At 65.4% G+C, this 17,763-nt stretch carries 17 protein-coding genes and 1 tRNA gene; 10 read left to right on the top strand and 8 right to left on the bottom strand.

The window, feature by feature from the left end; all coding sequences use genetic code 11:
- Positions 1-248: 248 nt before the first annotated feature.
- Positions 249-1,916, bottom strand: coding sequence for an energy-dependent translational throttle protein EttA (gene ettA / locus AC07XB_RS24875; RefSeq protein ID WP_006159698.1), 1,668 nt, complete (start codon positions 1,914-1,916; stop codon positions 249-251).
- A gap of 64 nt (positions 1,917-1,980) precedes the next feature.
- Complete coding sequence (locus tag AC07XB_RS24870; RefSeq protein ID WP_492373484.1) at positions 1,981-2,748, bottom strand: FadR/GntR family transcriptional regulator; 768 nt, start codon at positions 2,746-2,748, stop codon at positions 1,981-1,983.
- Between the two features lie 324 nt (positions 2,749-3,072).
- On the opposite strand from AC07XB_RS24870, the gene AC07XB_RS24865 reads away from it, so the two are divergent.
- From AC07XB_RS24865 to AC07XB_RS24835, 7 genes are all read left to right on the top strand, one after another.
- On the top strand, positions 3,073-4,806 hold the full coding sequence (locus tag AC07XB_RS24865) for an IlvD/Edd family dehydratase (protein WP_492830494.1): 1,734 nt from the start codon (positions 3,073-3,075) through the stop codon (positions 4,804-4,806).
- A 98-nt stretch (positions 4,807-4,904) separates the two neighbouring features.
- Positions 4,905-6,077: an ABC transporter ATP-binding protein gene (locus AC07XB_RS24860; RefSeq protein ID WP_492811620.1), complete on the top strand. Its 1,173-nt coding sequence runs from the start codon at positions 4,905-4,907 to the stop codon at positions 6,075-6,077.
- Positions 6,074-7,396, top strand: coding sequence for an ABC transporter substrate-binding protein (locus AC07XB_RS24855; RefSeq protein WP_492811618.1), 1,323 nt, complete (start codon positions 6,074-6,076; stop codon positions 7,394-7,396). The genes AC07XB_RS24860 and AC07XB_RS24855 overlap by 4 nt, the downstream gene beginning before the upstream one ends.
- Positions 7,397-7,473: 77 nt before the next feature.
- Complete coding sequence (locus AC07XB_RS24850) at positions 7,474-8,373, top strand: carbohydrate ABC transporter permease (protein ID WP_043350082.1); 900 nt, start codon at positions 7,474-7,476, stop codon at positions 8,371-8,373.
- Positions 8,370-9,257 carry a carbohydrate ABC transporter permease gene (locus AC07XB_RS24845; protein WP_492373480.1) on the top strand — a complete coding sequence of 296 codons (888 nt, stop codon included), beginning with the start codon at positions 8,370-8,372 and terminating at the stop codon, positions 9,255-9,257. Before AC07XB_RS24850 ends, AC07XB_RS24845 begins: the two co-directional genes overlap by 4 nt.
- Before the next feature lie 119 nt (positions 9,258-9,376).
- On the top strand, positions 9,377-9,601 hold the full coding sequence (locus AC07XB_RS24840) for a hypothetical protein (RefSeq protein WP_043350086.1): 225 nt from the start codon (positions 9,377-9,379) through the stop codon (positions 9,599-9,601).
- Between the two features lie 59 nt (positions 9,602-9,660).
- Positions 9,661-10,155: a M48 metallopeptidase family protein gene (locus AC07XB_RS24835; RefSeq protein WP_150985760.1), complete on the top strand. Its 495-nt coding sequence runs from the start codon at positions 9,661-9,663 to the stop codon at positions 10,153-10,155.
- A gap of 19 nt (positions 10,156-10,174) precedes the next feature.
- Here AC07XB_RS24835 and AC07XB_RS24830 read toward each other — a convergent pair whose 3' ends face one another.
- Both AC07XB_RS24830 and AC07XB_RS24825 read right to left on the bottom strand, forming a co-directional pair.
- Positions 10,175-10,552: a hypothetical protein gene (locus AC07XB_RS24830; RefSeq protein WP_492373479.1), complete on the bottom strand. Its 378-nt coding sequence runs from the start codon at positions 10,550-10,552 to the stop codon at positions 10,175-10,177.
- A gap of 2 nt (positions 10,553-10,554) precedes the next feature.
- Positions 10,555-11,568 (bottom strand): tripartite tricarboxylate transporter substrate binding protein, encoded by a 1,014-nt coding sequence (locus tag AC07XB_RS24825; protein WP_492373478.1) that lies wholly within the window; start codon positions 11,566-11,568, stop codon positions 10,555-10,557.
- Positions 11,569-11,666: 98 nt separating this feature from the next.
- Between AC07XB_RS24825 and AC07XB_RS24820 the strand changes: the two genes are divergently transcribed.
- From AC07XB_RS24820 to AC07XB_RS24810, 3 genes are all read left to right on the top strand, one after another.
- Positions 11,667-12,626, top strand: coding sequence for a LysR substrate-binding domain-containing protein (locus tag AC07XB_RS24820; RefSeq protein WP_492830496.1), 960 nt, complete (start codon positions 11,667-11,669; stop codon positions 12,624-12,626).
- 150 nt (positions 12,627-12,776) lie between these two features.
- A complete protein-coding gene (locus AC07XB_RS24815) occupies positions 12,777-13,781 on the top strand; it encodes a polysaccharide deacetylase family protein (RefSeq protein ID WP_492830498.1) in 1,005 nt (334 codons plus the stop codon).
- A 44-nt stretch (positions 13,782-13,825) separates the two neighbouring features.
- Positions 13,826-14,374 carry an ester cyclase gene (locus AC07XB_RS24810; protein ID WP_492373475.1) on the top strand — a complete coding sequence of 183 codons (549 nt, stop codon included), beginning with the start codon at positions 13,826-13,828 and terminating at the stop codon, positions 14,372-14,374.
- 35 nt (positions 14,375-14,409) lie between these two features.
- On the opposite strand, the gene AC07XB_RS24805 is transcribed toward AC07XB_RS24810, so the two are convergent.
- The 4 genes from AC07XB_RS24805 to AC07XB_RS24790 all read right to left on the bottom strand — a co-directional run bounded on the left by AC07XB_RS24805 (position 14,410) and on the right by AC07XB_RS24790 (position 17,755).
- Entirely contained in the window at positions 14,410-15,732 is a 1,323-nt protein-coding gene (locus AC07XB_RS24805; RefSeq protein WP_492830500.1) for a PQQ-dependent sugar dehydrogenase, read from the bottom strand.
- Between the two features lie 247 nt (positions 15,733-15,979).
- Positions 15,980-16,846 (bottom strand): endo alpha-1,4 polygalactosaminidase, encoded by an 867-nt coding sequence (locus AC07XB_RS24800; protein WP_492830525.1) that lies wholly within the window; start codon positions 16,844-16,846, stop codon positions 15,980-15,982.
- 274 nt (positions 16,847-17,120) lie between these two features.
- Positions 17,121-17,196, bottom strand: a tRNA-Thr gene (locus tag AC07XB_RS24795).
- Between the two features lie 61 nt (positions 17,197-17,257).
- Complete coding sequence (locus AC07XB_RS24790; protein ID WP_150985693.1) at positions 17,258-17,755, bottom strand: ClpXP protease specificity-enhancing factor; 498 nt, start codon at positions 17,753-17,755, stop codon at positions 17,258-17,260.
- Between the last annotated feature and the right edge of the window lie 8 nt (positions 17,756-17,763).

The raw sequence follows: 17,763 nt of genomic DNA, 5'->3' as shown, positions 1-17,763 counted from the left end.
GGGGCGCCTCGTCGGCAGGCAAAAAGAGCGGAAAAGAGGGGGCCATGTCTGAGCATCGCCTTAAGGCGATGTGAGTTCGGCCCCCGGCCGCTCTTTTTGCCTGTCGACGAGGGGGGGTCGCCCCATCCGGGTCGCTCCTTTGCCTACTTTCTTGGCGAGACAAGAAAGTAGCCTCCCCGCAGGGGAGGTGAAACTGCAGTTGCCCTTGACGTTAAGCAGTTGCAGTTCAGAGCCCCCCCCAAATCCCCTTAACGAACAATAGGCTTATACCGAATCCGCTTAGGCTTAGCCCCCTCCTCACCCAGACGTCGCTTCTTGTCCGCCTCATACTCCTGGTAGTTGCCCGGGAAGAATTCCACATGCGACTCGCCCTCGAAGGCCAGGATGTGGGTGGCGATCCGGTCCAGGAACCAGCGATCGTGGGAGATCACCATCACGCAACCGGCGAACTCCAGCAGCGCGTCTTCCAGCGCGCGCAGCGTTTCCACGTCGAGGTCGTTGGACGGTTCATCGAGCAGCAGCACATTGCCGCCGGAGATCAGCGTCTTGGCCAGGTGCAGGCGTCCGCGCTCGCCGCCCGAGAGCGTGCCCACGTGCTTCTGCTGGTCCGAGCCCTTGAAGTTGAAGCGGCCGATGTACGCGCGCGACGGCGTTTCGTAGCGGCCAACCGTCAGCACGTCGGCGCCGCCGGAGATCTCTTCGAACACGGTCTTGCTGCCGTCGAGCGCATCGCGGCTCTGGTCCACGTAGGCCATCTTCACGGTCGGGCCGACCTTGATCTCGCCGCTGTCCGGGGTTTCCTTGCCGGTGAGCATGCGAAAGAAGGTCGATTTGCCGGCGCCGTTGGGGCCGATGATGCCGACGATGGCGCCGGGCGGCACCTTGAAGCTGAGGTCGTCGATCAGCAGGCGGTCGCCGTAGGCCTTGCTCACGCCGTTGAACTCGATCACCTCGTTGCCCAGGCGCTCACCCGCGGGGATGAAGATTTCCTGGGTTTCGTTGCGCTTCTGGTATTCCTGGCTGTTCAGTTCGTCAAAGCGCGCGAGACGTGCCTTGGACTTGGCCTGGCGGCCCTTGGGGTTCTGCCGCACCCATTCCAGTTCCTTGTGCAGCGCCTTCTGGCGGGCCGACTCGCTCGATTCCTCCTGCTTCAGGCGGGCTTCCTTCTGGTCCAGCCAGGAGCTGTAGTTGCCCTTCCAGGGAATGCCGTGGCCACGGTCCAGTTCCAGAATCCACTCGGCGGCGTTGTCGAGGAAGTAGCGATCGTGGGTCACCGCCACCACGGTGCCGGGGAAGCGCGTCAGGAACTGCTCCAGCCATTCCACCGATTCCGCATCCAGGTGGTTGGTAGGTTCGTCGAGCAGCAGCATGTCGGGGCGCGACAGCAGCAGGCGGCACAGCGCCACGCGGCGCTTCTCGCCGCCGGACAAGTTGCCGACCTTGGCTTCCCACGGCGGCAGGCGCAGCGCATCCGCCGCGATCTCCAGCTGCAGCTCGGCGTTGTTGCCGTCGCTTGCCGCCAGGATGGCTTCGTACTTGGCCTGGTCCGCTGCCAGCGCGTCGAAATCCGCGTCCGGCTCGGCATAGGCCGCATAGATCTCGTCGAGCTTCTTGCGGGCTTCAAACACACCGCCCAGCGCGGCCTCCACCGACTCGCGCACGGTTTGCTCGGGATCGAGCTGCGGCTCCTGCGGCAGGTAGCCAATGTTCAGGTTGGGCATGGGCGTGGCTTCACCCTCGATTTCCTTGTCGAGGCCCGCCATGATCTTCAGGACGGTCGACTTGCCCGAGCCGTTCAGGCCCAGCACGCCGATCTTGGCGCCCGGGAAGAAGGACAGGGAAATGTCCTTGAGAATGTGACGCTTGGGCGGGACGATCTTGCCCACGCGGTTCATGGTGAAAACGTACTGTGCCATGCGGATCCGGGTGAAATTGGGGGGAATCGGCCAAGTGTAGCAAAGCCGGTCCGCACAAGGCCCTTCATGACGCCCCTGAGGACGCCTTCCTGGCACGTGGCGCGGCACCCGGCGTGCCGGCTGCGCGCTTGCGCGCACGGGTCAGGCTGGAGGTCAGGCGGCGGTAAGCGATGTCCATATGCCGCTGCATGACCGCGCGCGCCAGCTCCGGATCCTTGCGGCGCAGCGCCGCCAGCACTTCGCGATGCTCGGCGATGGCCTGGGCCCAGACCTCGGGCGTCTCGAAGTGGCTGTTCAGTTGATCGAACAGCGGCCCGAGGCGCAAGTCGAAGAGCCGGCGCACCACGCCCACCAGCACGCTGTTGCCGGTGGCTTGCGCCACCCGCACATGGAACAAGCGATCCGCATCGAGCGGCTTGATGCCGGCGGCGGCTTCGGCGGCCATCTGCGCGATGGCCTCCTCGATCGCATCGAACTGGGCCTTGCGCCCGCTCCGGGCCGCCAGCGCGGCGACCTCGCCTTCCACCAGGGCACGTGCGCGGATCAGCTCGAGCGGGCCTTCCTCGCCGGACAGGTCGAAGCCGGCGTCGACGGATGACGGCGGCTCGCACACATAGATGCCGGAGCCCATCCGCACTTCGATATAGCCCTCAACCTCGAGCGCGATCAACGCCTCGCGCAGCGATGGGCGGCTCACGCCGAGCTGCACCGACAAATCCCGCTCCGCCGGCAGGCGCGAGCCCACCGGAAACTCGCCGGCCCGGATCAGCGTGCGCAACTGCGCGCTGATCTGGCGGTACAGGCGTTGCGGTTCGATCGAATGGATAGGCATGTGCAGCCCGAGCGTCTGGCGAAATTGGTTTGACCATTTGTCCAGCCGGCTGGAGTCTAGGCAGCACGCCAGCGAATGTCCAGGCGGATTCATCGCGCGCCGCAGCATGCGCAGCGGCATCGGTAAAGACCACTAATTGGTAATACCAGTTTACCTGTCCAGACTCGTGAACTAGACTCCGCTCACTCGGCATGCATGCGGCAAGGCAGTGCAATCGGTCGTGGGCATCCGTATCTGCAGCGCACAAGAAAGCGGGCATCAGCACACGTGGCGCCTACGCGCCAGCCGTCGCTACGCGGCCCCGCAAGAACGCAGGAGACCCGAGTGAACGACGACAAGCCGACGCCCCCCAAGCGCCGCAGCCAGGCCTGGTTTGGCCGCCTCGACCGCGATGGCTTCATCTATCGCTCGTGGCTCAAGAACCGCGGCATTCCTCACGACCAGTTCGATGGCCGTCCGGTCATCGGCATCTGCAACACCTACTCCGAACTCACGCCCTGCAACTCGCATTTCCGCACACTGGCCGAACAGGTCAAGATCGGCGTGTGGGAAGCCGGCGGCTTTCCGCTTGAATTCCCGGTGATGTCGCTGGGCGAGACCATGCTGCGCCCCACCGCCATGCTGTTCCGCAACCTGGCCAGCATGGACGTGGAAGAATCGATTCGCGGCAACCCGATCGATGGCGTGGTGCTGCTGATGGGCTGCGACAAGACCACGCCCGCGCTGATGATGGGCGCGGCCTCGTGCGACCTGCCCACCATCGGCGTCTCCGGCGGCCCCATGCTGAGCGGCAAGTTCCGCGGCGGCGAGCTGGGCTCCGGCACCGATGTGTGGAAGATGTCGGAGGAAGTGCGGGCCGGCCAGATGTCGCAGGAGGACTTCTTCGAGGCCGAGAGCTGCATGCACCGCTCGCACGGCCACTGCATGACGATGGGCACCGCGTCGACCATGGCCAGCATGGTGGAAGCGCTGGGCATGAGCCTGCCCGGCAACGCGGCGATTCCCGCCGTGGATGGCCGCCGCAATGTGCTGGCGCGCGCGTCGGGGCGCCGCATCGTGGAGATGGTGAAGGACAACCTGGTGATGTCGAAGATCCTGACCCGGGACGCGTTCGAGAATGCGATCCGCGTCAACGCGGCCATTGGCGGCTCGACCAACGCCGTGATCCACCTGCTAGCCATCGCCGGGCGCATCGGTGTCGAGCTGAAACTGGAAGACTGGGATGCGCTGGGCCACGAGCTGCCGTGCCTGCTCGACCTGCAACCATCCGGGCGCCACCTGATGGAGGATTTCTACTACGCGGGCGGCCTGCCCGCGGTGATCCGCGAACTGGAATCGCTGCTTGCGCGCGGCGCGCTCACCGTCAACGGCAAGACGTTGTGGGACAACTGCAAGGACGCGCCCAACTGGAACCGCGAAGTCATCCACGCCTTCGGCGCGCCCTTCAAGGCCAACGCCGGCATTGCTGTGCTGCGCGGCAACCTGTGCCCCGATGGCGCGGTGATCAAGCCGTCGGCCGCCACGCCGGCGCTGCTCAAGCACACCGGCCGCGCGGTGGTATTCGAGAACAGCGAGCACATGCACCAGCGGCTCGACGATGAATCGCTCGACGTCGACGAGACCTGCGTGCTGGTGCTGAAGAACTGCGGCCCGCGCGGCTACCCAGGCATGGCCGAAGCCGGCAACATGCCACTGCCGCCCAAGGTGCTGCGCAAGGGCATCACCGACATGGTCCGCGTATCGGATGCGCGCATGAGCGGCACGGCTTACGGCACGGTGGTGCTGCACGTGGCGCCCGAGGCCGCGGCCGGCGGCCCGCTGGCGCTGGTGAAGGACGGCGACATGGTGGAGCTCGATGTGCCCATGCGCAAGCTGCACCTGCATGTCGATGAGGCGGAGCTGCAGCGCCGCCGCGCCGCGTGGCAGGCGCCCGCGCTGCCGATGGAGCGCGGCTGGACGCGCCTGTATGTCGAGCATGTGCAGCAGGCCAACCTGGGCGCCGACATGGATTTCCTGGTGGGCAAGAGCGGCGCCGCGGTGCCCAAGGACAACCACTGAGGCACGCTGTCGCGCCACGAATCACCACGGCAATCCAATCGCGGCGAACTGCCGCCCCCGGCACGAACGAGCATCAGCGGCTCACGGAGACACCACGCATGGCATCGGTCCAGATTCGCGGCATCCAGAAATACTTCGGCAGCACGCAGGTGATCCGCGGCGTGGACATCGATATTGCCGATGGCCAGTTCACCGTGCTGGTGGGGCCATCGGGCTGCGGCAAATCCACGCTGCTGCGCATGATCGCCGGGCTGGAGGAGATCACCACCGGCGAGATCGCCATCGGTAACCGTGTGGTCAACCGCCTGCCGCCAAAGGAGCGCGATATCGCCATGGTGTTCCAGAACTATGCGCTCTACCCGCATATGACGGTCTACGACAACATGGCCTTCTCGCTCAAGCTCGCCAAGGGCGACAAGGACGAGATCCGGCAGAAAGTGGCCAAGGCATCCGCCATCCTCGGCCTGGACAGTTTGCTGGAACGCTACCCGCGCCAGCTCTCAGGCGGCCAGCGCCAGCGCGTGGCCATGGGCCGCGCCATCGTGCGCGATCCGCAGGTGTTCCTGTTCGACGAGCCGCTCTCCAACCTGGACGCCAAGCTGCGCGTGCAGATGCGCGCGGAGATCAAGGAGCTGCACCAGCGCCTGCGCACCACCTCGGTCTATGTCACGCACGACCAGATCGAGGCCATGACCATGGGCGACCTGATCGTGGTGATGCGCGACGGCCGCGTGGAGCAGCGCGGCAAGCCGCTGGAGCTTTACGATCATCCCGACAACCTCTTCGTGGCCGGCTTTATCGGCTCCCCGGCGATGAACTTCGTGCCTGGCGTGCTGCGCCGCAGTGGCGGCGATGCCGCAGTCGAGTTTCCCGATGGCACGCGCCTGCCGGCACCTGCGCGCTTCGATGCCGCCGCCGGCACCGACGGCCAGCGCGTGATCTACGGCGTGCGGCCCGAGCACCTGATCCTGGGCATGCCGGGCCAGGGCCTGCAAACGCGCGTGTCGGTGGTCGAGCCCACCGGCGCCAACACCGAGATCTACTCCCGCTTCTGCGAGGCGGAGTTCATCTCGATCTTCCGCGAGCGCCATGACTTCGCCGCGGGCGACATCCTGAACCTGGTACCCGACCACCAGCACACGCATCTGTTCGATGCCGACTCGGGCCAGACGCTATTGCAGCGCGGCCCGGCGACACCGGCGGACAATCCGGGAAGCAGGCATGACCAGCACGGGGCGGAGCCCCTGACCACGGAGGAGACAAAGCGATGAGCACACCGAGCAACTTCACGAGGCGCGATTTCCTGGTGTCCACGGCGGCCGTTGCCGCCACCACGGCGATCGGCGGCCATGCCTTCGCCGCGCCGGCTGCACTGCAATACAAGCCGGAGGCCGGCGCCAAGCTGCGTGTGCTGCGCTGGAAGCGTTTCGTGCAGGGCGACGAAGACCTGTGGAACGCCAACACGAAGAAGTTCACCGAGCTGACCGGCGTCGAGGTACGCGTCGACAACGAAGGCTGGGAAGACGTGCGCCCCAAGGCCGCCGTCGCGGCCAGCGTCGGCAGCGGGCCGGACGTCATCGTGGGCTGGTTCGATGACCCGCAGCAGTACCCGGACAAGCTGGTCGACCTGACCGACCTGGCCACCTACCTGGGCGGCAAGTACGGCGGCTGGTACGACGTGTGCCGCAAGTACGGCACGCACAACGGCAAGTGGATCGGCCTGCCGCTGGGCGTGGTCGGCAATGCGCTGGTCTATCGCGAAAGCCACGTCAAAGCCGCTGGCTTCGACGCCATCCCGAAGGACCTTGCCGGCTTCCTCAAGCTGTGCCAGGGCCTCAAGGCCAAGAACACGCCGTGCGGCTTCGCGCTCGGCAAGGCCGTGGGCGACGGCAACAACTGGGCACACTGGCTGCTGTGGTCGCACGGTGGCATGCTGGTCGATACCAAGGGCAAGGTGGTGGTCAACTCGCCAGAGACGTGGGCCGCGCTGGAGTATGCCAAGCAGCTCTACGCCACCTTCGTGCCCGGCACGCTGTCGTGGCAGGACCCGTCCAACAACAAGGCCTTCCTCGACGGACAGATCAGCCTGACCGCCAACGGCATCTCGATCTACTACGCGGCCAAGAATTCGAAGGAACCCAAGCTGCAGGAAATGGCGCGCGACATCCAGCACGCGCACTTCCCCATCGGCACGCCCGGCAGGCCCACCGAGCTGATGCAGATCACGCAGATGATGCTGTTCAGGTATTCCAAGTTCCCGAACGCGGCCAAGGCCTACCTGCAGTTCATGATGGAGCCCGAACAGTACAACCCGTGGATGGAAGCCGCCATCGGTTACGTCAGCCAGCCGCTCAAGGCCTATGAGGCCAACCCGATCTGGACGGCCGACCCCAAGCACACCGTGTATCGCGACGCCGCCGCGCTGATGCTCGACAACGGCCACGCCGGGCCGCTGGGCACGGCCTCGGCCGCGGCCATGGCCGACTACATCGTGGTCGACATGGTGGCGGAAGCGGCCAGCGGCTCCAAGACACCCAAGGAAGCGGCGGCGCGCGCGGCGGAGCGGGCGCAGCGGTACTACAAGGCGTAGCTAGAAAGACAAGGGCGCGGCAGCACCGCCGCGCCCGCCGAGCCGAACCCTGCGAGGTGAGCCATGCGAGGTGAACCATGATTTCCCGCCTGTTGAACAACCGCCATGCGCTTGGGCTGCTGTTCATGCTGCCCACCGCGCTGTTGCTGCTGGTTTTCCTGACGTACCCGCTCGGCCTTGGCGTATGGCTCGGCTTCACCAACACCAAGATCGGCGGCACCGGAGAATGGATCGGTCTGTCCAACTACAGCTACCTGGCAGGCGACTCGCTGACGCAACTGGCGCTGTTCAATACGATCTTCTACACGGTGGTGGCCAGCGTGGTGAAATTCGCGCTAGGCCTGTGGCTGGCGCTGCTGCTCAACAAGAACCTGCCGTTCAAGTCCTTCTTCCGCGCCATCGTGCTGCTGCCATGGATCGTGCCGACCGCGCTGTCGGCACTGGCATTCTGGTGGATCTACGACGCGCAGTTCTCCATCATCAGCTGGACGCTGGTCAAGCTAGGGCTGATCGATCGCTATATCGACTTCCTGGGCGACCCATGGCTGGCGCGCTTCTCTACCATCGCGGCCAACGTCTGGCGCGGCATTCCCTTTGTCGCCATCTCGCTGCTGGCTGGCTTGCAGACGATCTCGCCCACGTTGTACGAGGCCGCGTCCATCGACGGCGTCACGCCATGGCAGCAGTTCCGCTATGTCACGCTGCCGCTGCTGACGCCGATCATCGCAGTAGTGATGACCTTCTCGGTGCTGTTCACGTTCACCGACTTCCAGCTGATCTATGTGCTCACGCGCGGCGGCCCGCTCAACGCCACGCACCTGATGGCCACGCTGTCGTTCCAGCGCGCGATTCCCGGCGGCTCGCTGGGCGAAGGCGCGGCGATCGCCACGATGATGGTGCCCTTCCTGCTGGCCGCCATCCTGTTTTCATACTTCGGCCTGCAGCGGCGCGGCTGGCAACAGGGAGGCGACAAATGAAAGCGACGGCCGCAGCGCAGCAGCAGGACACCGCGCAGGGAATGGATTACCTGCAATCGATGCCACGGCGCTGGGTGACCATCTACATCCCGCTAGGCATCTTCGTCTTCGTGCTGCTGTTCCCCTTCTACTGGATGGCGATCACTGCCTTCAAGCCGGACGGCGAACTCCTGATGCGCAGCGCCAACCCGTTCTGGGTGATGGCACCCACGTTCGCCCACTTCAAGAAGCTGCTGTTCGACACCCCCTACCCGGAGTGGCTGCTCAATACCGTGATCGTCTCCACGATCTCCACCTTTGCCTCGCTGGCCGCCAGCGTGCTGGCCGCGTACGCCATCGAGCGGCTGCGCTTCCAGGGCGCGAAGCAGGTAGGCCTGGCCATCTTCCTGGCCTACCTGATCCCGCCCTCGATCCTGTTCATCCCGCTGGCATCGATCGTGTTCCAGCTCGGCCTGTTCGATACACGCTGGGCGCTGATCCTCACCTACCCCACCTTCCTGATCCCGTTCTGCACCTGGCTGCTGATGGGCTACTTCCGCTCCATCCCTTACGAGCTGGAAGAGTGCGCGCTGATCGACGGCGCCACGCGCTGGGAAATCCTGGTCAAGATCATCCTGCCGCTGGCCGTGCCGGGGCTGATCTCGGCTGGCATCTTTGCCTTCACGCTGTCGTGGAACGAGTTCATCTACGCGCTGACCTTCATCTCCTCGTCGGAGGTGAAGACGGTGCCGGTAGGGATCGTCACCGAACTGATCGAAGGCGACGTCTACCACTGGGGCGCGCTGATGGCGGGCGCCTTGCTGGGCTCGCTGCCGGTGGCGCTGGTGTACTCGTTCTTTGTGGAGTACTACGTGTCGGGCATGACGGGCGCGGTCAAGGAATAAGCGCATGGCGGCAGCCAGGACGCGTGGGGCCATGGCAGGCTAAAATGCGCAGTTATCCTGCCGTGAGCCTGCGCCCGGCAATGTCGCATTCGAATCACTCCGCCTCCAAGCCCGATCCCATGAGCAAACCCGCCCGCACCCTCACCTTCAAGTGCAAGAAGTGCACCAAGCCCGTCACGCTATTCCTGCAGAAAGTGTCCGCCTGCTCGCACATCACGCCGTACCAGGGCTTTTGCAAGTGCGGTGAAATGGTGCGCCACGCCACGGGCGACAAGGACGCCGTGGAGTCCTTCGTCAGCTCGGTCGACGGCAGCTGGGCCCACCATCACCACCATCACCATTGAGCACCCGTAGCACCCCCGCCCCCACCAGCGAGACCTGGCGCCCCGGCGTCAAGGATCCGCTGCGCTTCCTCGCCGCGTATCCCGACGGCGTGCTCGACCAGGTGCGCCAGATGGTGGCCGCCAATCGCCTGGGCGAACACCTGGCGAAGAAATATCCCGCGCGGCACACCGTGCAGACCGACCGCGCGCTGTACGACTTCACCGCCGAGCTGAAGCAGGAATTCCTGCGCACCGCGCCGCCAATCCATAAGGTCGCGTTCGACGCCAAGATCGACGTGGTCCATCGCGCGCTCGGGCTGCACACCGCCATCTCGCGCGTGCAAGGCGGCAAGCTCAAGGCCAAGAAGGAAATCCGCGTGGCGTCGCTGTTCAAGGAAGCACCGCCCGAGTTCCTGCGCATGATCGTGGTGCACGAGCTTGCACACCTGAAGGAGAGCGATCACAACAAGGCGTTCTACCGCCTGTGCGAATACATGGAGCCGGCGTACCACCAGCTGGAGTTCGATACGCGCCTGTTTTTGGCGTGGCGCGAGCTGGAGGCTGCGCAGGGCTAAGCCCCTCTCCTCTCAATCCTCAATCAGCACCGGGGCTCACCACCACTGTCTTCCCATACGTCCCCGGTGCCGCCAGGCGATGCAGCACGCACACCTGCACGTTGCCAGCGAAAGCGGCCTGCCTGACGGCTGCCGCCGTATGCGCCAGCACAACTGCGGCCATGGCAGCCTGCTCTGGCTCCGGACGCGCGTTGGTCATCACGAGGTGCGTCACGACGAAGCCGGCTTCGGGGTCGTCACCTGTCAGCGCCACTTCCGCCACCAGCAAGCGGCTCTTGAGATCGGCCAGTTGCGCGTAACCGTGGCCGGCGAGCTCGCGGTGCACGCCGGCGAACACCTGCGCGAAATCGATCCTGTCGGCGAGTTGCCGTGTGGTTTCCGTAATCAGGTGCGGCATGATCAGTCCGGTTTCACCGAGGCGGAGGATACGGCGCGGGTCCAGCTCGTTTGCGCCTGCGACAGGAACTGGCGGAAGCCGGCAGGATCGAGCGGCCGGGCTTCCACGCCAAGCGCCAGCAGGCGTTCCTGCATCTGCTTGTCGGCAAGCACCGCATTCAGCTCGCGATTGAGCCGGTTGAGGATATCGCCCGGCAGCTTGCCCGGCGCCATGATTCCGTACCACGGCGCCGCATCGAAATCGCGTACGCCCTGCTCGCGCATGGTGGGCACGCCGGGCAGCAAGGCGGAGCGCCGCGCGCCGGTCTGTGCCAATGGCACCACCGTGCCGGCCTTGATATGCGGCATCAGCAGCACGGGGCTGTCGAACATCAGTGCAATCTGCCCGCCCAGCAAATCGTTGATGGCCGGGCCCGACCCCTTGTAGGGAGAGTGCAGCAGGCGCGCACCGGTCGCCTGCGAGAACATCGCCCCGATGATGTGCTGGGGCGTGCCGTTGCCCGCCGAGCCGTAGGCGATGGTGTCGGGCGCCGCGACGGACGCGCGCACCAGCGCGGGCACGGTATCGAAGCGCTGCCCGCGGGTGCCGGCCACCAGGATGAATGGCACCGCGCCGATCAGGCCTACGCCGGCCAGGTCCTTCGCCGGGTCGTAGGGCAGCGCCGGATATAGCGCCTTGCCGACCGAGACCGGCCCGACCGCGCCGAGCAACAAGGTATAGCCATCGGCCGGCGCCTTGCTGACATAGTCGCTGCCGATGGTGCCGCCCGCGCCGGGCCGGTTCTCCACCACCACGGATTGCTTCAGGCGGACCTGCAGTTCTTTCCCGATCAGGCGGGCGAGCGAGTCGGTGGTGGCGCCGGGCGCATACGGCACCACCAGGCGGATCGGGCGATCCGGATAGGCAGCGCTGGCGGCTGGCGCGAATGCCAGGCAGAGCGCTGCGGCCGCGAGCACGGGCGATAAAAAGGCGGGCAGCCGGCGGTTGCGCCAATTGGCACTGGAATGGCATGACATGGGGGTCTCCTGGTGTTTTCCATGTTGTGCGTGCATTCCAGCAGTTACGACATGCTCTGTAAAATGATGAATCGATTTTCAATTCATCACAGCAAATTATGAGATCAACGGCCACGCCCGAAGCCATGGACCTTCGCCTGGTTCGCAGCTTCATGGCCGTCGCCCGCCATGGCAGCGTGACCGCCGCGGCCGGTTCGCTGGGCCTGACGCAGCCGGCGTTGTCACAGCACCTGCGCATCTTCGCGCAGAGCCTGGGGGTGCCGCTGTTCGGGCGCGTGGGCCGCAAGCTGGAACTGACCGATGCGGGCAGGCAACTGGTGCTCGCGCTCGAACCCGTGCTCGATCAACTCGAACGGGTCATCGTATCTGCGGCCTCCCAGCACGGCGCGGTGGAAGGCACGCTGCGCATCGGCGCCACCCATACCTATCTTTCCGCGCTGGTGATGCCGGCCGTGCAAGCGCTGGTCGATGCGCATCCGGGGCTGGATATCCAGGTGTTTGAGTTTGCCGCCGCCGAGGTCGACCGTTCCCTGCTCGACGGACAGATCGACCTTGGCCTGGCGTTCGCGAAGGATGCGCCAAAACGCATCGAACAGGTGCCGCTGTTCTCGGAAACGCTTGCCTTGATCGCACCCGGACACAAGCTGCCGCGCGAGCAGGAAACCGTGACCCTGGCGCAACTGGGAACGCTGCCCCTAGCACTGCTGCCCGAGCGCTTCGACATGCGCCGGCAGATCGACGCGGCCACGCAGGCCGCCGGCATCGTGCTGCGGCCCCGGCTGGAAGGCCCCAGCGTGGAAGCCTTGCTGCGCGCCGTGCTCGGCGGGCGCCTGTACACCATCGCCAGCCCGCTGGCACTGCATATCGCCGGCGCGCGGCGCAGCGGCAGCTTCGCCGGGCTAGCCTACGCACCGGTCGCGCATCCTGGCTTCCGCCGCACGGCCGCACTGCACCGGCGCCGCGGCCGGCCGGATAGCCCCGCCGCCACAGCCTTCATGGATACGCTGGGAAAGGTGATCCGGGACGCCGCCGGCAGCGGGTATCTCATACCTGGCTGACACGCCTGATGCCATCGCCCACCGTTTCGCGTCGCACGCCAATTAACAAACAGCATTTGAAATTGATAGATCCGAATAGATATTTATCAATCTTTGTTTGAATCATAAAGTCTGTACTCATGCAACCGCCGCAAGGCAAGGAAACCGAACATGAGTACAAACCACCCCATCAGACCGACGGCGCGCGCGCCGCGGAATCCGCGCCGCGACTTCCTGGGCAGCGCAGCTGTACTCACCGCCGCGCTGCCCCTGGCCGCGGCTACAGCCGGCGCCGCCACCACGCCACCCAGCCAGGCGCACCCGCAAGCCCGCGCCGGCCGCACCCGGTTCTGGCCGGATGGCGCGCAACTCGTCATCTCCATCTCGATGCAGTTCGAAGCCGGCGCCCAGCCCGAGCGCGGCGCCAGCGGCCCCTTCCCTGCGCTCGACCCCAAGTATCCCGACTACCCGCTGCAGTCCTGGTACACCTACGGCGTGCGCGAAGGCATTCCACGTCTGCTGGACCTGTGGGACCGCACCGGTATCAAGGTGACCTCGCATATGGTGGGGCAGGCGGTCGAGCGCCATCCGGAACTGGCGCGTGAAATCGTCGCGCGCGGGCACGAAGCCTCGGGCCATGGCCAGACCTGGGAGCCGCAATACAGCATGAGTGCCGAAGCGGAACGCGCCAGTTACGTGCAGAGCATCGACACCATCCAGCGCGCCACCGGCACGCGCCCCCTCGGCTTCAACGCCTTCTGGATGCGCGGCTCGCCCAATACGCTGCCGATCCTGCAGTCGCTCGGTTTCCTCTATCACATCGACGACCTCAGCCGCGACGAGCCATCCGTGCTGCAGGTAGGCGGCAAGCCGTTCGCCGTGGTGCCCTACACCGTGCGCAACAACGACATCGTGCGCTTCGACTCGCCATCGACCACGGCCGAAGACCTGCTCGGCGAGCTGAAAGCGGAGTTCGATGTGCTCTACGCGGAAGGCGCCCACCGCCGCCGCATGATGTCCATCAGCACGCACGACCGCATCTCAGGTTCCCCGGCACGCGTGCGGGCGCTCGACGCATTTATCCGCTACGCCCAGGGCCATGCCGGCGTGACCTTCATGCGCAAGGACGACATCGCCCGCTTCGCGCTCGGCGCGAGCGGCGTGCCGGCGGCATAAGCCAGGGCAAAACCACGAACATACAGAACGAGTTACAAGCCGACATGAACAACGCAAGCCTCACGCCAGTACGCGCATTCGTCGCCGCCCTCGGCATCGCCCTGTTGCCGCTATCGCAAAGCGCCGCCGCTGCCGGCGACGAACTGGTCCACCCGCAGCACCTGGCCCAGGGCGCGGACCAGCCATCCGCCGCAGCCGCGCTTCTCGCCGCCCGCCGCTACGCCACCTTCTGGCACACCGGCGACGAACGCTACGCCACGCTCGCACTCGCCCCGGACTTCACCGACCGAACGCTGCCGCCCGACCGCGAGCAAGGCCTGCGCGGCCCGTTGCAGGCCTCCAGGGGATTCCGCGCCGCGGTACCGGATCTCAGCGCGGAAATGGAAGACGTAGTCATCGCCGGCGACCGGGTCGCGGTCCACCTGCGCTTTCGCGGCCACTTCACCGGGCAGTTCGGCGACAGCAAGGGCCAGGGCCAGCAGATCGACTTCCAGGCCTTCGACCTGTACCGGGTGGCAAACGGCAAGATCGTGGAGAACTGGCATCTGGAGGACAACCTGGGCCTGCTCAGGCAGATGGGGGTGAGCAAGTAGGTATTGGGCCGCAACATGCGCGGTGCGTGGCGGCACTACTTCGCCGCCGTCACCCGCCAAACCACATTGCCGACATCGTCGGCAACCAGCAGCGCCCCGCGCTTGTCGATGGCAACGCCCACCGGGCGGCCTTGCGCGTCGCCGTCCTGCGTCAGGAAACCGGTCAGCACGTCGAGCGGCTCGCCAGCCGGCTTGCCGTTGGCGAACGGCACGAAGATCACCTTGTAGCCGCTGCGCGGATTGCGGTTCCACGAGCCGTGCTGGCCGACGAACATGCCGTTGCGGAAGCGGGAAGGCAGCGCGTTGCCTTGCGCCGATGCCAGGCCGAGCGACGCGGTATGCGGGCCGACGGCGTAATCGGGCGCAATGGCCTTGGCCACCATCTCCGGCTGTTGCGGCTTCACGCGTGCGTCCACATGCTGGCCGTAGTAGCTGAAGGGCCAGCCGTAGAAGGCGCCGTCTTTGACCGAGGTGATGTAATCCGGCACGAGGTCGCTGCCGATCTCGTCGCGCTCGTTCACCGCAGTCCATAGCGTGCCACTGTCGGGCTCCCAGGCCATGCCGTTGGGATTGCGCAGGCCGCTGGCAAACACACGGTGCGCGCCGGTCTTGGGATCGACCTCCCAGATGGCGGCCCGCCCTTCTTCCTTGTCGAGGCCATTCTCGCCAACGTTGCTGTTGGAGCCGACGGTGACATAGAGCTTGCTGCCGTCCTTGCTGGCGATGATGTTCTTGGTCCAGTGGTGATTGATGGCGCCGGCCGGCAGGTCCACCACCTTCACGCCGGGCGCGGTGATCTCGGCCTGCCCCGGTTGATATGGGAAGCGCAGCACGGCATCCGTATCCGCCACGTAGAGATCATTTCCCACCAGCACCATGCCGAAGGGCGAATGCAAGTCCTTGAGAAATACGGAGCGCGCATCCGCGACGCCATCGCCATTGGTGTCGCGCAGCAGCGTGACGCGATTGGCGCTTGGCACGCCGGCGCCCGCGCGTTTCATCATCTGCGTCATGACCCAGCCCCGGATGCCCTTGCCGTCATCCGCCTTGGCCGGCGCATTGGTTTCAGCCACGAGCACGTCGCCATTGGGCAGTACGTAGAGCCAGCGCGGATGGTCCAGCTTGTCCGCGAAAGCCACGGCGACGAGGCCATCCGCTGCCATTGGCTTCGCGCCGTCGGCCCAGCCAATGGCAGGCGCAACGCGCACCGTCGGCAGCAAGGTCTTGATTGGCGCCGGCAAGGCCGGGTTGAAACCCGTACCGGCGGACACTGGCAAGGTTGCGGTGTCGCCGCATGCCGTGAGGCCGGCCGCCATCAGCAGGCAAAGTGACAGGACAGTTAGACGCTGCACAGGCATGATCGGCTCTCCGCGGTAACACGCTTGATCGCTTGATAATGGCGTCGCCGCGCCCCACTGCGTCCACTATAGGACGCGCGCCCGGCAACCGCTGTCAGCATACTGGAATCGCGCTGTAGGACAGAGGCGATGCGCAGCAGGGACAAGCCAGGAAGGGGGGAGGAAAGGCTTAAGGCGCGGAACCCCGCCCGGGAGGGACCGGCGCCGGCCTGTGGCCAGCGCCGTCTATTCGTCGTGGCCGCTCAGCTCAATCGCAAGCGTAGCGGAACGCGTCATCCAGGTTCAACGGGAGCACCAGTGTGCGAAGGTGCGCTGCCTGGGCCGAAGCGCACAGCGCGGCGCGCGTCGATGCTGTCTTGTACTTCGATGCGTACTCCACGTTGAATACCGCCTTGCCCTGCGCCGTGAACGGCTTGTAGCTCGCGCACTCGTTGTATTGGAAGCACTGCTCGTTCACCGCGAAATCGAAGTCAGTCGCCAGCTGCGAGACCTGGTCCACATCATTCTTCAAGCCCACGGCCAGGCCGCGCGCATGTGCCTGCGCCGCCAGGAAACGGTTGTAGTCCAGCTGCGTGGCCGCCGTCAGCGCAAAGCCCGGCTTATTGGTATAGCCATCCACGTTGTCCGGGTCCACGCCATCGCAGCCCTTGGACTTCGCCAGATCCATGCGCGCCTGCATGATCTGGCGCACGTTGGCCGAGCGCGTATCGAGCCAACGCTCGCCCGCCCATCCCGACAACGCCTTGCCCATATCCGCCGCGGCAAACTGTTTGAAATCCGGCCGCCAGTTCTCCGAGCTACCCGCCGAGAAATAGCAGACCACACGCTTGCCCTGCGCCTTCAGAGCATTGATGGTCGCCTGCGGCGTATCCACCAGGTCGATGTCGAAAACCTGCGCCGGGTAGCTCGTGTTGAGCGTACCCGTCAGCTGCAATTGCCATGTATCGGCTGCCGTCGGCATCCAGTGCGAGGCCGCCAGCGTTTGCGCCGACGGCGCCAGGGTCGCGGCCGACGCATTCACCGCCGACACGGACTTGACGGAAGCATCCGACTCCGCCGACGAGCCATCGCCTCCGCAGGCCGACAGACAGGCGAACGAGGCCACCCATGCCATACGTGCAAGTTTCCGATTCACGGATGTGTTCCTTTTGGTTTGCTGCGGTCGGGGTGATGAGCTTGGGGTGATGAGACTGGGAAAGCCAGAACTCTGTAAGGTTGTCGGCTGGCGTGGGTAGACCTTGAAGGGTTTCACGACAGGGGTAAGGTATTCGGGTTGGATGACGGGCGCAAGACGGGCGCAGGAACCGTTGCATTCGAGGCAGCGCGAAAGGTGTCCAGCCCAAAAAACAAAACGGGCTACGCAATTCGCGTAGCCCGTTCTTAAATTCTGGTGCCGGCTGCAGGACTCGAACCCGCCACCTGATGATTACAAATCAACTGCTCTACCTGATGAGCTAAGCCGGCATGTTTGGTGCAGACCGCGATTCTACTGCATGCGGCGCAAATTGACGATGCCTTCCTGTGCTTACTTCACGACCTTCAGCGAAGGTTTCTTGGCGCCAATGCGGGACACGGGCGGCGGCGTGGGTTCGTCGTCGCCGTTGTGGTCTTCGTTGGCTTCCGCGGTGACCAGCGGCTCGCTTTCGACCGAGGACAGCTTGGGTGGCGGGTTGTTCTCGCGCTCGGTTGCTGCCTGGGTCTCGGGCACGCTGCGTTCCACCGGAAAGGCCATGCCCTGGCCGTTTTCGCGCGCGTAGATGGCGAGCACATTCTCGATGGGCACGTCGATCTTGCGCGAGATGCCGCCAAAGCGGGCGCTGAAGCCGATCCACTCGTTGCCCATGTCCAGGCCGCTGGTGGCGTCGAAGCTGACGTTGAGCACGATTTCGTTGTTCTTGACGAACTCGCGCGGCACGCTGGTGTTGGCGTCGACGAAGACGGCGATGTACGGCGTGAAGCCGTTATCCGTGCACCACTCGTAGATGGCGCGGATCAGGTAGGGCTTGGTGGAGGTTTCAGGCATTGTGCTTC

This window comes from Cupriavidus sp. GW821-FHT02F09 (assembly GCF_059421605.1).
This window is presented reverse-complemented; position numbering and strand designations above follow the sequence as displayed.

Coding starts and splice junctions, on each gene's coding strand:
- AC07XB_RS24840 (WP_043350086.1), top strand. CDS start 9,377: ATGAGCAAACCCGCCCGCACCCTCACCTTCAAGTGCAAGAAGTGCACC.
- AC07XB_RS24855 (WP_492811618.1), top strand. CDS start 6,074: ATGAGCACACCGAGCAACTTCACGAGGCGCGATTTCCTGGTGTCCACG.
- AC07XB_RS24805 (WP_492830500.1), bottom strand. CDS start 15,732: ATGCCTGTGCAGCGTCTAACTGTCCTGTCACTTTGCCTGCTGATGGCG.
- AC07XB_RS24845 (WP_492373480.1), top strand. CDS start 8,370: ATGAAAGCGACGGCCGCAGCGCAGCAGCAGGACACCGCGCAGGGAATG.
- AC07XB_RS24800 (WP_492830525.1), bottom strand. CDS start 16,846: ATGGCATGGGTGGCCTCGTTCGCCTGTCTGTCGGCCTGCGGAGGCGAT.
- AC07XB_RS24830 (WP_492373479.1), bottom strand. CDS start 10,552: ATGCCGCACCTGATTACGGAAACCACACGGCAACTCGCCGACAGGATC.
- AC07XB_RS24810 (WP_492373475.1), top strand. CDS start 13,826: ATGAACAACGCAAGCCTCACGCCAGTACGCGCATTCGTCGCCGCCCTC.
- AC07XB_RS24860 (WP_492811620.1), top strand. CDS start 4,905: ATGGCATCGGTCCAGATTCGCGGCATCCAGAAATACTTCGGCAGCACG.
- AC07XB_RS24870 (WP_492373484.1), bottom strand. CDS start 2,748: ATGCCTATCCATTCGATCGAACCGCAACGCCTGTACCGCCAGATCAGC.
- AC07XB_RS24825 (WP_492373478.1), bottom strand. CDS start 11,568: ATGTCATGCCATTCCAGTGCCAATTGGCGCAACCGCCGGCTGCCCGCC.
- AC07XB_RS24790 (WP_150985693.1), bottom strand. CDS start 17,755: ATGCCTGAAACCTCCACCAAGCCCTACCTGATCCGCGCCATCTACGAG.
- AC07XB_RS24850 (WP_043350082.1), top strand. CDS start 7,474: ATGATTTCCCGCCTGTTGAACAACCGCCATGCGCTTGGGCTGCTGTTC.
- ettA (WP_006159698.1), bottom strand. CDS start 1,916: ATGGCACAGTACGTTTTCACCATGAACCGCGTGGGCAAGATCGTCCCG.
- AC07XB_RS24815 (WP_492830498.1), top strand. CDS start 12,777: ATGAGTACAAACCACCCCATCAGACCGACGGCGCGCGCGCCGCGGAAT.
- AC07XB_RS24820 (WP_492830496.1), top strand. CDS start 11,667: ATGAGATCAACGGCCACGCCCGAAGCCATGGACCTTCGCCTGGTTCGC.